Source organism: Ensifer sp. LC163, from assembly GCF_001695855.1.
Lineage (GTDB): Bacteria > Pseudomonadota > Alphaproteobacteria > Rhizobiales > Rhizobiaceae > Ensifer.
Genome location: NZ_MBSS01000045.1, coordinates 275506 through 287781, shown reverse-complemented (window position 1 = coordinate 287781; position 12276 = coordinate 275506). Strand labels below are relative to the sequence as shown.

Here is a 12276-nt window from a genome sequence, read left to right as displayed (position 1 = left end):
GATTTAAGGAATTATGCATTAGAGGAATTCCGTCAGGGCTTCGCGGGACTGAACGCCCGAGAATTCGATGGCGACGCCTTCCTGGAAATGACGGACAATCTTGCCCTTCATGTTGCCGAGCCTGATCTGCGCGCCGATCGGCGGACGGTTTTCGATATCCACGGCGGCGCCGGACAGCGAAAGGTCGATGATGCGGCAGGGATATTTCGCGCCGGTATCGAGCGTCAGCTCGGTCAGTGTCTTGCGCGGCGCCAGACGATCATGGCGGCGATCTTCCGGCAGCCCGAGCTCGTGCTTGTTGGCAATCCATGTCAATTGCGCCGCGAGCTTCTCGCGCTTGCGTTCCGTTGCGTTGAGCTGGATGACGAAGGCGTTCTCGGCAAGCCGAGATACGGTGCCTTCGAGCCGCCCGACATGGTCGATGTAAGCGATGATGCGTTCGCCGGCGCGCGGGCGGGCCGGCGATGAAAGGAGCACGTCGCCCGGCGACATGTCGACGGCGGTGCAGTCGTATTCGTCGTGGTTGGCAAGCATCAGTCGCCCGGTGAGATTCACCGAGACGCGCTGGAACGCGCCTTCCTGGTGCGGCTTCGGACCGTTATTTTGAGCGTGCTGAAACGAGAACATGATCACTCTGCATCGACGTATCTTGGCACGCGAAAGCATAGTGCGATCCGGTTAATAGAATGTTCGCCCTGCGGTTGGTATCTGCGCCGATCCTGGCACAGGCGCACCGTGTCAGGCGTCACGGCCGCCCTCGAAGACGCGCAAGTGTTGCACCCGGCGGATTCCCGGAGAAAACGTCTCGTCCTGGGCCGGTCCATTGAGAAGGGCTGCGGTTCGATCCGGATCGAGTACCCTGAGGCCTGTAACATCGAGACCGTTGACGGGCGTCGCGTGCAACCAGTACGGGCGTGACAATGGTGAAAGGGAACCGAGAATGCGGTCGCTATGGCCATCGTTGGAGGCGAGGGGAAGGAGTAGCGCCTCGGTCGCCAGTTCTCTGCGGTCTTCCGTTCGTGCTGTCGCCGACAGCATGACGGGCACGTGTCGCGCCATCACCTGCCGGCTGACCTGAAGCGTTCTGCCAGCCTGGCTCCCAAACCAAAGTGTGCCGAATTGCTGAGCGCGCAACTCGTGGCCGAAGAGGGCGCAAACATGCGTTCCAGCGAGGCGGAATTTCATGCCGCCGAAGCGGTCCCGCTCGAGAATGAAAAGATCTGGGAGGAGCGTGCGGATGGCCGACGGTTCGATTTCGTCGCGACGCGGTCGTTCACGGTCGCCACGGATGAGGTTCCAGTACTGGAACAACTGCGTTGATGTCTTGCTGCGCATGATGTCGTTCATTCCATTTCACGCGATCTGTGTGCCGATCCGGCACAAATTCGATCGCTCATTCCGGTTGTGCCGATGACAGAGCGAATTCCGTGCCAGCCGGAAATTAAGGTTAACAAACGGTTTCGATTGCTTCGGCCGCACCGGGCTGGCACTTGGATAGACATCACTTCACGAAGGGTTGCCTTCGGCACAGAACTTGAGCTCGGGATATTGTGGGCTTGCCGACCGTTCAGTTTTTACTGGACGGTCTTTTTTTGTTTGCTTATGGCTGGGCGCGCTGTCCGGCGATGCGCAATTGCCAGGCCGACTGGGTCGGAATGAACCGGATATGCGGACGGAAGAGAGCAGCAACCATGGAACGAGATCAGGCGACGACGCCACCGGAGGCGGATCGGGAAGGCGCCGTCAATCGCACGCGTGAGCCCGCATTCAACCTGCCGGCGGGGCTGACGTGCATCCTGTTGTTCCTCATCGCCGTTCATGCACTGCGCACCTATGTCTTCCCGGACAGTCTCGACCAGGAAATCATCCTGAACTTCGCCTTCCTCCCGGCGCGCTATGATCATCCGCTTGCCGAACAGAGCCTCGCCTGGCTCTGGAGCCCGGTGACCTATTCGTTCCTGCACGGAAGCTGGGAACACCTGATCTTCAATATCTTCTGGATGGTTGCCTTCGGCGCACCGGTGGTCCGGCGCATCGGTATGGCGCGGCTTGCGGTCTTCTGGGCTCTGTCGGCCGCCGCCGCCGTCGCGCTTCATGTGGTTTTTCATTGGGGCGAGATGATCGTTGTCGTCGGCGCTTCGGGTGTCGTTTCGGGCTTCATGGGCGGCGCGGCGCGATTCGTGTTTTCGCCCAGCGGGCGCATCAGCCGCCAGTTCGCGCATCTTAATCGCCGGCTTTCCGTCAGCGAGGCGCTCTCAAATCGTTCCGTCGTCATATTCAGCGCAATCTGGTTCCTGACGAATTTCCTCGTCGGCTTTGGCATGTTCACGCCCGGTGGAGCCGACAGCGTGGCGTGGGAAGCGCATATCGGTGGCTTTCTCTTTGGCTTCCTTCTGTTCGCGCTGTTCGATCCACGCGATTGATAACGCACCGATCCTGTTGCGATCATTGTCAGAACGCTTGATTTCCCGGTAACGCTGGCGCACCATTTGACACGGCCGATACCGTCCGCGGACGGTGCGGCTCGTGAAGGCCGGGTGCTCATGGGTCGGGCGTCTCTGAGGAGCGGCGCGCCAGCCATGCAGGCATCGGGGAGGGTATAGGTTCCGTTGCCCGACTGTGCCGCACACGACCGGCTGGAACCTTCCCTGCCGACCCGGCGTCGTCGCAACGGGGAGAAGTGCGCATGTCAGTAAAAGCGATACTCAATGAAAAGGGCCGAAACGTCGTGACCGTCGGTCCTCGCATGCCGGTTCAACAGGCCGCGGTTCTTTTGCGTGACAATCATATCGGCGCGGTGATCATCATTGATGCGGATGACCAGATCGCCGGCATCCTGACTGAGCGCGATATCGTCGCCGCCATCGCCAAGCATGGCGCAGCCTGTCTGGAGAAACCGGTTTCGGCCATCATGTGGCAGAATGTCTATTGCTGCACCGAGGACATGTCCGTCGATACGCTGATGGAGATGATGAGCAAGTTGCGAGCCCGTCACCTGCCCGTTGAAACGAATGGACATCTGGCTGGCATCGTTTCGATCGGTGATGTGATCAAACATCACATTCGCGCCATGGAGCAAGAGGCCGAGCACATCAAGGCCTACATCGCCGGATAATGGAAAGGGGCGGTTTCAGCCGCCCTTTTGTCGTCCGGCTGCGGCACAGACTCGAGCATCCGTCCTGAGCGCGCGGTGGCACTTTGCGCCATCGCGAAATATTCGGACAGATCAGCTATCCCGTGGGAGCAGGCGGACCCCGGCGTCGCGCCTGCTATCAGCGAACCAGGACTTCCTGCATCCGGCGGATCTCCGCGAGCTTGGCTTTCGCTTCCTGGTAGCCGCGATCGATCGCCTCCCCGGCGCGATGGAATTCCGAGAGCCCGATATCGTTGAGCTTCGGATGCAAGGATAGATCCGGAGGGTCGCCGGCAAGGCGTGCCCGGGAGATGCGGTCCTGGATGATGTTGAAGGCCTGAACCATCACGCTGGTCATGCCCATTCGCACGGAGTGATGCGTCGGCTCCTTGTTAGTCGGCATATCCTGGGTCTCGGTGCCGGCGCTGTGCTTGACGACGGCAGAGCGGCCATAGAGGTCGTAGTTGAGGTTCACGGCTACGACGAGTTGCTGCTCGTGCGCGCGGCAGACGGAAACAGGCACCGGATTGACGAGCGCGCCATCCATCAATGTCCGGCCGTTGGCCTTGATCGGTTCGAAGATACCGGGAAGGGCGTAGGACGCACGGATGGCGGTGATCAGCGATCCCTTTTCCAGCCAGACCTCGTGGCCGCTGTGGACTTCGGTTGCAACGGCGATGAAGGGTCGGTCGAGGTTTTCGATGCTCAAGCCCTGCAGGTGTTCCTGCATGCGCTTGGTCAGGCGCAGCCCGCCGAAAAGGCCGGCGCCACCGATGGCGAAATCGAGCAGGCCGGCAATACGACGCACAGTCAGCGAGCGGGCGAAGGTCTCAAGCTCGTCGAGCTTGCCGGCGAGATAGCAGCCGCCGACAAGGGCGCCGATGGACGTGCCGGCGATCATGCCGACTTCGATGCCCTCTTCGTCAAGCGCTCTGAGCACGCCGATATGTGCCCAGCCGCGAGCGGCGCCGCCACCGAGCGCGATCGCGATCTTGGGCGGCCTGGGCGGTACGGCGGGTTCTGATGGTGTTGTCGAGAGTGATGACCCGTCCGGGTCGGTCAGGTCGGCAATTTGGCTGCTACGCGTAAAAGTCCAGTTCAACATCCGGCACCTCCAACACCGCCGAACACTTGGCAGCGCGACACGTCCTTCAGAATGCGCGAAGGGCGTCGTGGCACTCCATGCATTGACTCAACCTTCCGAAGACCTGATTCGATCCTGGAACGACGCAATAGTTATGAGCGCTCTTGTCTGGAGGAGAACCTGCCAAGCCGGCGCTGGTGCCGGCCTTGTCCTTATTCATCGCTGAAAGACTGGCACCGTTACTCAGATTACCATCGATCCTGTCGCCGAGCGCGGCGGGGTCGATAAACATTCGCTACAGTCTGCAATACTGCCCGGCTTGCCGCTGTCCCCTAGGGAAACAGCATCCTTGCCAAAGGATTAGGCGCCGGCTGGGTTACCAAAATATAAACGCAGTATGCACCCGCCCCAAAAAGGTGCGCAATGCTTAATTTTTGTCATAGACCTCGGTGGGGTCGAAATGACGGTGATCGTCGGTAATCGTAACGGTGGCCCTACCATCATCCATACCAACTGTTCGATAGAAGCAGGAGCGGCGGCCAGTGTGGCAGGTCGCGCCGTGCCCGGCGACCGAAACCTTGAGCCAGATGGCATCCTGGTCGCAATCGGTACGGATTTCCGTCACCGTCTGAAGATTGCCGGAGCTTTCGCCCTTCTTCCAAAGGCTTTTGCGGGAGCGGCTATAATAGTGGGCGACACCCGTCTCGATCGTCAGAGTGAGCGCTTCGGCGTTCATGTGCGCGACCATCAGCAACTCGCCGTCGCGCGCGTCGGTGACGACGGCGGTGATCAGTCCCTTTTCGTCGAAGCGCGGTGTGAAGGCCGGACCGTTTTCCAGTTCGGCCTTGTTGGGAGAGGGGGTCTCGAAGGTGAGCGTCATGAAAGGCTCCGTTGGCAGGAGCCTTACTTGAAGCCCCGCAGCATGGTCATGAAACGGGCCTGCTCGGCCGGTTCGGTCTGGAAGGTACCCGTAAATGTGGTGGTCAGCGTTGTCGAGCCTTGCTTTTGAACGCCGCGCATCGCCATGCACATATGTTCCGCCTCGATCATCACCGCAACACCGCGGGGCGCCAGCGACTCGTCGATCGCCCGGGCGATCTGGGCCGTCATCGATTCCTGCGTCTGCAGCCGACGGCCGTAGATGTCGACCACGCGGGCGATCTTGGAAAGTCCGAGAACCCTTCCATTGGGCAGATAGGCGACGTGCGCCTTGCCGATGATCGGCACCATGTGGTGTTCGCAATGCGAATAAAACGGAATGTCCTTCACCAGCACCATGTCGTCGTAACCGGCAACCTCTTCGAAGGTCCGGCCGAGCACGTCTTCGGCTGCGAGATCGTAACCGCTGAAAAGCTCACGATAGGCCTTGGCCACGCGGGCCGGCGTATCCGCCAAGCCCTCCCGGCTTGGATCGTCACCTGCCCAGCGCAGCAGAACGCGCACGGCGTCCTCGGCCTCTTTTTGCGTCGGCCGGTCGCTCGCGTTGTCGAGCACGGGGAAATTCTTCACTATGGCATCCATAATGGCCTCTTTGTGCAATACGGGGATTGCTTGACGTTTTATCTTTCGGACAACTCGCCACTGGCCATTCGCCTAACCCTGCAGGCTTGGGTTCCGTCGGCGGGCTCCGGGGCTTTCTGGTCCTTGCTTAGCAGTGCGGTGGACCATCCGGCACGGTTTCCCAAACAACAGGCGACATTTGATCCTCTTGCGGAACTGTCGCCCCAACACGACATAGCATATAGTATGGTGCCATAGAGATGAAAGAGGCCGAGGGTACTGCGTCGTGCTTTTTTCCTGGCTACAGGAGAAAATCATGCGCCGATCACCCAAAACCGCGAAAAATCAGCCGGATCGCGTCAAATGATGGATGACATCTACAACAATCGTATTCTCGACTTCGCCGGCAACATCCCGCGCATCGGGATTCTGGAAAATGCGGATGCCGAAGCGGTGGCGCATTCGAAACTCTGCGGCTCGAAGGTTCGGATCTGGCTGAAGATGGACGGTGACGTGGTCACGGATTTTGCCCATGACGTCAAGGCGTGCGCGCTCGGGCAGGCATCGTCATCGATCATGGCGCGCCATGTGGTCGGCGCGCAGGCGGGTGAAATCCGCCAGGCGCGCGACGAGATGCTGGCGATGCTGAAGGCGGACGGCGAGGGCCCGTCGGGTCGGTTCGAGGATATGCGCTTCCTGAGGCCGGTGAAGGATTACAGGGCGCGGCACGCCTCCACGATGCTCACCTTCGATGCCGTCGTCGATGCGATCGGCCAGATCGAGGCCAAGCGAACGGTGGCGGCCGTCTGAGCCATGTGCCGGGATTCGCATTGTGAACATTTATCTGACCCTGGAAACAGACGACCGGCGCGTGGGCGCAATTGGTCCGGTCCCTTCCGCAAGACGCCGGGCCGTCTCCTGGGCATGGCGCTCGTTCGCGCCTATCAATTGACGCTTTCCAGTCTCATCGGCAATGCCTGCCGGCATCTGCCGACCTGTTCCGAATATGGCTATGAGGCCATCGCCCGCCATGGCCTGTGGGCCGGCGGCTGGATGACGCTGTTCCGCGTCGCGCGTTGCGGCCCTGGCGGCACCCACGGCTTTGATCCGGTGCCAGAACGGCTGGAACGCAGGCATCTCTGGTATGCGCCGTGGCGCTACTGGCAGCCGCGGCCGAAGGGCGGTTGAACACGATGACGATCCCCATGGAATACCGGCGGGCCTCTGTCGATTTTGATCGCTTCATCGTCGATGCCCGCGATATTTCGGGGCTTCAGACGACGAACCAGGCCTATACGATGGTTCAGGCGGTGCTGCGGGCCTTTCGCTGTCGTCTGGATGTCGAGGATGCGATCCTGTTTGCCGACGTGCTGCCGCCGGTTCTAAGAGCAATTTTCGTTGCCGAGTGGGACCTCGAAGAACCAAGGAGCCCCTTTTCGGTTAGGACGGCAATGACACGGGAAGTGCAGGAGTTTCGTGGCGATCACAATGTTTCGCCGGATACGGCGATCGCAGATGTGGCAGCCGCCTTGCGACGCAATATCGACGAAGCGAAGCTCGATCGCGTCCTGTCACGCCTGCCGGCAGGCGCTGGCGACTTCTGGCGTGGGTGAGAAGGAGCCCCTCGCGTGCAAAGCTACGTTGCGCTGCTCTATAGTATCGTGCTCGCTGAAGGACGTCGGGTCGTCATGGCTGATCTCAGAGCCATGGCCGAGCGACTTGGTCACCGGTCGCCGCGCACGCTCGTCGCGACGGGCAACCTCGTGTTCGAGGCGGACAGGACTGCGGTCCGCGATCTGGAGGCGAAGCTCGAGGCGGCCTTCGCCGAGACGTTCGGTCGCCATGTCGACATCATTGTCCGCCCTGGCGACGATTGGTTGAAACTCGCCGCAGCAAATCCGTTTCGTGACGACGGCGAGGAGGATGGCACCCGCGTCCATGTCCGCGTGATGCGCGATCCCCTCACCGGCGCCGTGCCTTCGGATTTCGAACGCTATTGCACCGCCGGCGAGCGCCTGGCGGTCGTCGATGGCCATCTCTGGGTTCATTTCACCGGTCAGGCGAGCGAATCGAAACTGCTCGGCGCCTTGACCAAAAAGCGCCTCGGCGTCGGCACGTTCCGCAACTGGAACACGGTGAAGGGCCTTGCCGCGATGCTTCGCGCCTACTGCATAATTCCTTAAATCGGAATCGATTTAAGGACAAAATTATGCAGCAACTCAAAGTGTTACAGCGACCTTTGCGCGTCTAAATAGACGCGCGGCGCTGTAGGCGCCCCTTACCTTTACTCCGCCTCGAAAAACCTCTATCAGGCCTGCGTCAAATAACCGGCTGCGCCGGTCAGTCATACCACACCATACCACCCGCATTCGTTGGCGGGACTGGATAGGAGATCATGATGTCGAATCCCGTTTCCCTTACATTTCCTGATGGCTCCGTCCGCCAATACGTCCCGGGCACGACCGGGCGTGATGTCGCCGAGTCGATTTCGAAGTCGCTGGCCAAGAAGGCTGTCGCCATTGCGCTCGATGGAGAGCTGCGCGATCTGTCCGATACCATTGCCGATGGCCGCATCGAAATCGTCACCCGCGACGACAAGCGCTCGCTGGAGCTGATCCGCCACGACGCTGCGCACGTGATGGCCGAAGCCGTGCAGGAGCTATGGCCGGGGACGCAGGTGACCATCGGTCCGGTGATCGACAACGGCTTCTATTACGACTTTGCCAAGAACGAGCCCTTTACGCCCGACGACCTGCCGGTCATCGAGAAGCGCATGAAGGAGATCATCGCTCGCAACAAGCCGTTCACCAGGGAAGTCTGGTCGCGCGATAAGGCACGCCAGGTCTTCGCCGATAAGGGTGAGGCCTACAAGGTGGAGCTGGTTGACGCGATCCCTGAAGGTCAGGATCTCAAGATCTACTACCAGGGTGACTGGTTCGACCTCTGCCGTGGACCGCACATGGTCTCGACCGGCCAGATCGGCACGGCGTTCAAGCTGATGAAGGTTGCCGGAGCCTATTGGCGCGGCGACAGCAACAACCCGATGCTGACCCGCATCTACGGCACGGCCTGGCATACGCAGGAAGAACTCGACCAGTACCTGCACATCCTTGCCGAAGCGGAAAAGCGCGACCATCGCCGCCTCGGCCGCGAGATGGATCTCTTTCATTTCCAGGAAGAGGGTCCGGGCGTCGTCTTCTGGCACGGCAAGGGCTGGCGCCTGTTCCAGACGCTGACGGCCTATATGCGCCGCCGGCTCGCCAACACCTACCAGGAGGTCAACGCGCCGCAGGTGCTCGACAAGTCGCTGTGGGAAACCTCTGGCCACTGGGGCTGGTACCGCGACAACATGTTCAAGGTGACAGTTGCCGGCGACGACACCGATGACGAGCGTGTCTTCGCGCTGAAGCCGATGAACTGCCCGGGCCATATCCAGATCTTCAAGCACGGCCTGAAGTCCTATCGCGAATTGCCGGTGCGACTGGCCGAGTTCGGCAACGTCCATCGTTATGAGCCGTCTGGCGCGCTGCACGGGCTGATGCGTGTACGCGGGTTCACCCAGGATGATGCGCACGTCTTCTGCACCGATGAGCAGATGGCGGCCGAGTGCCTGCGCATCAACGACCTGATCCTGTCGGTCTATGAGGACTTCGGCTTCAAGGAAGTCGTCGTCAAGCTGTCGACCCGTCCGGACAAGCGCGTCGGTTCCGATGAGCTCTGGGATCGCGCCGAAAGCGTCATGACCGAGGTGCTGAAGACGATCGAGGCGCAGTCCGAGGGTCGCATCAAGACCGGCATCCTGCCGGGCGAGGGCGCCTTCTACGGTCCGAAGTTCGAATATACGCTGAAGGACGCGATCGGCCGCGAATGGCAGTGCGGCACGACACAGGTCGACTTCAACCTGCCGGAGCGCTTTGGCGCATTCTATATCGACAAGGATTCCGAGAAGCGTCAGCCGGTGATGATCCACCGGGCGATCTGCGGTTCGATGGAACGCTTCCTCGGTATCCTGATCGAAAACTTCGCCGGCCATATGCCGCTGTGGATCTCGCCGTTGCAGGTCGTCGTCGCAACGATCACGTCGGAGGCCGACGACTATGGCCGCGAGGTCGCGGAGCTTCTGCGTGATGCCGGACTTACGGTCGAGACCGACTTCCGCAACGAGAAGATCAACTACAAGGTCCGTGAGCATTCGGTGACCAAGGTTCCGGTCATCGTCGTTTGCGGCAAGCGCGAGGCGGAGGAGCGTTCGGTCAACATCCGGCGCCTCGGCTCGCAGGCCCAGACGGCGATGTCGCTTGACGAGGCGATTGCTTCGCTCTCGGCTGAGGCCACGGCGCCGGATCTCAAACGCAAGGCCGAAAAGAAAGCCCGGGGTTAACACCCCGGGACCTTCGCTCCGTCAGCAAACTGTCATATTAGCGGAATATCCGGATGCTACAGCACCGCGCGTCTTATTGGACGCGCCAAGGTCGCTGTAGCGCTTTGAATCGCTGCATGTTTTGTCCTTAAATCGAGGATGATTTAGGGAAACATGCAGTAGGCCATCCATCGGAGACTTCCGTGCAGTTCAAAGAGCTGTCCTACGCAAACGAAAATGACCGGCGCCTGAAGCGCTGGTTCATCCGCTCCATGGAGGGCTTGGCGGGTCGTAACCGATACGCCAAGCTTTACGCCCGCTGGCGATCCGACATCGTCGGCAAGAGCGATCGGATCTTCGGTGAGATGCTGCAGCTCATCGATGTGCGCCTGCGGCTTCAAGGAGAATGGCCGCCACGTCACCTGCCGGACACGCCGCTGGTCATCGTCGCAAATCACCCCTTCGGCATCGGTGACGGTATTGCCGTTCTGGCACTCGCCGAACAGCTCGGCAGGCCGTTTCGGGTACTGATCAACAACGAGCTGTTGAAAGTGCCGGAGATGGCGCCCTATTCGCTGCCGGTGTCTTTCGAGGAAACGAAGGAAGCCTTGGCACTGAACATGGCCACGCGGCATGAGGCGGTGCGGCTGCTGAAGGAAGGCGTGACGATCGTGATCTTTCCGGCCGGCGGCGTGGCAACAGCACGCTCGGGCTGGGGCAGGGCCGAGGATCTGCCATGGAAGATCTTTCCGGCCAAGCTGATCCAGGCCGCGCGTGCCAGCGTCATACCGATCTATTTCGAGGGGCAGAACGGCCGTATCTTCCATCTCGCCAGCAAGGTGTCGCTGACGCTCAGGATCTCGTTGCTGATCCGCGAATTCCGAAGGCTGTCGGGCACGACGATCGCGGCGCGGATCGGGCACGTTCTCACCTGGGAAGAGCTTTGTTTGCACGCTGACCGCAAGGATCTGCTCGGTCGAATCTATGAGGCGGTCTTTTCGATGGCACCGCCGCGTCGCCGTTTCCTCAAGCGTGCCGGCTGACGCAGCGTTACAGCGCCGCGCGTCTATTTAGACGCGCAAAGGTCGCTGTAACACTTTGAGTTGCTGCATAATTTTGTCCTTAAATCGATTCCGATTTAAGGAATTATGCAGTAGCGACCTGTGGTCACGTTATGCGTACGATGTCAGGTCAATCCTGCGCTTCCGCCGCTGCTTCCGGGCTTGCGGCCGCGCCGCCATTGGTCAGGAGCACTTCGATATCGGTGTTGACGCCGGCCTTCACCGTGAAGTCGCGCTGGTAGATCTTGTTCTTGTTTCTCGCGACGGCCGTATAGTTGCCCTCGAGAAGAACGAGCGTCGGGAACGCCCCTTCCTCCTGGTCGACGATATCGCCAGCCGAAGTGAGGATCGACCAGCCGGTGTCGGCGATGGCTTCGCCGCCTGGTTCGGAGACCAGCTTCAGCGTCAGCTTCGCAGCCTTGTGCTGGATCGTCGCCTCGGTCAGCTTGCCGGCTTCCACCTGGATGTCGGCGGTGATCACCGCGTTTGTGGTGCCGTAGTTGGAACTGACATGGTAAGTGCCGGCGCCGAGGCGGATGACGGTGCTGGGTTTCACGTCGGCGGCAATCAGTGCCCGCTCGCCGTCACCCTGCGTCTCGGACGAATAGATGGAGAAGCTGAGTTCGCCTGGCGGAATGCGCACATCGCTGCCGGAGACCGCGTTCAGCGTCATGCCGCCGGCATCGAGCACCAGCACCTGCTTGTCGAGCACGCCGTCTTCCGGGATGCGGATCTTGCGCGTCGCGGCAGCGCGGCCAAATGCGACGTTGACGAAGTACTCGCCTGGCACCAGGCTGAAGCCCGTTGATCCGCCTTCGGATGTGGCCAGCAGCGGCAGCTTGCCGTCGCTTCCCGGAATAGGGCTGAACACGCGCCAGGTCAGGCCGGCCTCGACGGGCTGCCCCTTGCCGGTCAGAAGCGCCTCGAGCTTGACGTCCTTCAGCGCGCCTTCCTGTGTCGGGTCGCTGGTCAGTGGGCTGAAGCCGGTCAGCTTCGGCATCTTGCGGGTTCCGGAGATCGACGGGAAGCTCTCGAAGGCCTCGGTGGCGTCCTGCGCCAGGACGCTTCCGGCGGTGATGCTTGCGAGTGCGACCGCCAAACCGGTTCTGATGAAAATACGAGGGCAGGTGCGCATGAG

14 protein-coding genes are annotated in these 12276 nt (G+C 60.8%); 8 read left to right on the top strand and 6 right to left on the bottom strand.

Annotated elements, in window-relative coordinates; all coding sequences use genetic code 11:
- Window positions 1-18: 18 nt before the first annotated feature.
- Together BC360_RS26175 and BC360_RS26170 are read right to left on the bottom strand one after the other, a co-directional pair.
- The gene (locus BC360_RS26175) at window positions 19-627 is read right to left on the bottom strand and encodes a PilZ domain-containing protein (RefSeq protein WP_065781287.1); all 609 of its coding nucleotides are present in this window, start codon (window positions 625-627) and stop codon (window positions 19-21) included.
- A gap of 111 nt (window positions 628-738) precedes the next feature.
- The gene (locus BC360_RS26170) at window positions 739-1347 is read right to left on the bottom strand and encodes a PAS domain-containing protein (RefSeq protein ID WP_083222733.1); all 609 of its coding nucleotides are present in this window, start codon (window positions 1345-1347) and stop codon (window positions 739-741) included.
- Between the two features lie 344 nt (window positions 1348-1691).
- On the opposite strand from BC360_RS26170, the gene BC360_RS26165 reads away from it, so the two are divergent.
- Window positions 1692-2423 carry a rhomboid family intramembrane serine protease gene (locus BC360_RS26165; protein ID WP_065781286.1) on the top strand — a complete coding sequence of 244 codons (732 nt, stop codon included), beginning with the start codon at window positions 1692-1694 and terminating at the stop codon, window positions 2421-2423.
- Between the two features lie 263 nt (window positions 2424-2686).
- Window positions 2687-3115, top strand: coding sequence for a CBS domain-containing protein (locus tag BC360_RS26160; RefSeq protein ID WP_065797403.1), 429 nt, complete (start codon window positions 2687-2689; stop codon window positions 3113-3115).
- 157 nt (window positions 3116-3272) lie between these two features.
- Here BC360_RS26160 and BC360_RS26155 read toward each other — a convergent pair whose 3' ends face one another.
- The 3 genes from BC360_RS26155 to folE form a co-directional block, all read right to left on the bottom strand.
- Window positions 3273-4238: a patatin-like phospholipase family protein gene (locus BC360_RS26155; RefSeq protein ID WP_065781284.1), complete on the bottom strand. Its 966-nt coding sequence runs from the start codon at window positions 4236-4238 to the stop codon at window positions 3273-3275.
- Window positions 4239-4644: 406 nt separating this feature from the next.
- Window positions 4645-5097: a phosphoribosyl-AMP cyclohydrolase gene (gene hisI, locus BC360_RS26145; RefSeq protein ID WP_065797401.1), complete on the bottom strand. Its 453-nt coding sequence runs from the start codon at window positions 5095-5097 to the stop codon at window positions 4645-4647.
- Window positions 5098-5120: 23 nt separating this feature from the next.
- Complete coding sequence (folE, locus tag BC360_RS26140; RefSeq protein WP_053247211.1) at window positions 5121-5738, bottom strand: GTP cyclohydrolase I FolE; 618 nt, start codon at window positions 5736-5738, stop codon at window positions 5121-5123.
- Window positions 5739-6083: 345 nt separating this feature from the next.
- Between folE and BC360_RS26135 the strand changes: the two genes are divergently transcribed.
- The 6 genes from BC360_RS26135 to BC360_RS26110 all read left to right on the top strand — a co-directional run bounded on the left by BC360_RS26135 (window position 6084) and on the right by BC360_RS26110 (window position 11120).
- Window positions 6084-6527, top strand: a complete 444-nt coding sequence (locus tag BC360_RS26135; RefSeq protein ID WP_065781315.1) for an iron-sulfur cluster assembly scaffold protein — start codon at window positions 6084-6086, stop codon at window positions 6525-6527.
- Between the two features lie 3 nt (window positions 6528-6530).
- The gene (yidD, locus tag BC360_RS26130; RefSeq protein WP_065781281.1) at window positions 6531-6905 is read left to right on the top strand and encodes a membrane protein insertion efficiency factor YidD; all 375 of its coding nucleotides are present in this window, start codon (window positions 6531-6533) and stop codon (window positions 6903-6905) included.
- On the top strand, window positions 6902-7330 hold the full coding sequence (locus tag BC360_RS26125; RefSeq protein ID WP_244512917.1) for a DUF2267 domain-containing protein: 429 nt from the start codon (window positions 6902-6904) through the stop codon (window positions 7328-7330). The genes yidD and BC360_RS26125 overlap by 4 nt, the downstream gene beginning before the upstream one ends.
- A gap of 15 nt (window positions 7331-7345) precedes the next feature.
- Complete coding sequence (locus BC360_RS26120; RefSeq protein ID WP_065797400.1) at window positions 7346-7900, top strand: DUF1697 domain-containing protein; 555 nt, start codon at window positions 7346-7348, stop codon at window positions 7898-7900.
- Window positions 7901-8115: 215 nt separating this feature from the next.
- Window positions 8116-10098: a threonine--tRNA ligase gene (gene thrS, locus BC360_RS26115; RefSeq protein ID WP_065797399.1), complete on the top strand. Its 1983-nt coding sequence runs from the start codon at window positions 8116-8118 to the stop codon at window positions 10096-10098.
- Between the two features lie 182 nt (window positions 10099-10280).
- The gene (locus tag BC360_RS26110; protein WP_065797398.1) at window positions 10281-11120 is read left to right on the top strand and encodes a lysophospholipid acyltransferase family protein; all 840 of its coding nucleotides are present in this window, start codon (window positions 10281-10283) and stop codon (window positions 11118-11120) included.
- Window positions 11121-11268: 148 nt separating this feature from the next.
- Here BC360_RS26110 and BC360_RS26105 read toward each other — a convergent pair whose 3' ends face one another.
- Window positions 11269-12273: a hypothetical protein gene (locus BC360_RS26105; protein WP_065797397.1), complete on the bottom strand. Its 1005-nt coding sequence runs from the start codon at window positions 12271-12273 to the stop codon at window positions 11269-11271.
- Between the last annotated feature and the right edge of the window lie 3 nt (window positions 12274-12276).

Excerpts from the sequence above, each read along its gene's own strand:
- BC360_RS26175 (WP_065781287.1), bottom strand. The coding sequence starts at position 627 with ATGTTCTCGTTTCAGCACGCTCAAAATAACGGTCCGAAGCCGCACCAG.
- BC360_RS26170 (WP_083222733.1), bottom strand. The coding sequence starts at position 1,347 with ATGAACGACATCATGCGCAGCAAGACATCAACGCAGTTGTTCCAGTAC.
- BC360_RS26165 (WP_065781286.1), top strand. The coding sequence starts at position 1,692 with ATGGAACGAGATCAGGCGACGACGCCACCGGAGGCGGATCGGGAAGGC.
- BC360_RS26160 (WP_065797403.1), top strand. The coding sequence starts at position 2,687 with ATGTCAGTAAAAGCGATACTCAATGAAAAGGGCCGAAACGTCGTGACC.
- BC360_RS26155 (WP_065781284.1), bottom strand. The coding sequence starts at position 4,238 with ATGTTGAACTGGACTTTTACGCGTAGCAGCCAAATTGCCGACCTGACC.
- hisI (WP_065797401.1), bottom strand. The coding sequence starts at position 5,097 with ATGACGCTCACCTTCGAGACCCCCTCTCCCAACAAGGCCGAACTGGAA.
- folE (WP_053247211.1), bottom strand. The coding sequence starts at position 5,738 with ATGGATGCCATAGTGAAGAATTTCCCCGTGCTCGACAACGCGAGCGAC.
- BC360_RS26135 (WP_065781315.1), top strand. The coding sequence starts at position 6,084 with ATGGATGACATCTACAACAATCGTATTCTCGACTTCGCCGGCAACATC.
- yidD (WP_065781281.1), top strand. The coding sequence starts at position 6,531 with ATGTGCCGGGATTCGCATTGTGAACATTTATCTGACCCTGGAAACAGA.
- thrS (WP_065797399.1), top strand. The coding sequence starts at position 8,116 with ATGTCGAATCCCGTTTCCCTTACATTTCCTGATGGCTCCGTCCGCCAA.
- BC360_RS26105 (WP_065797397.1), bottom strand. The coding sequence starts at position 12,273 with ATGCGCACCTGCCCTCGTATTTTCATCAGAACCGGTTTGGCGGTCGCA.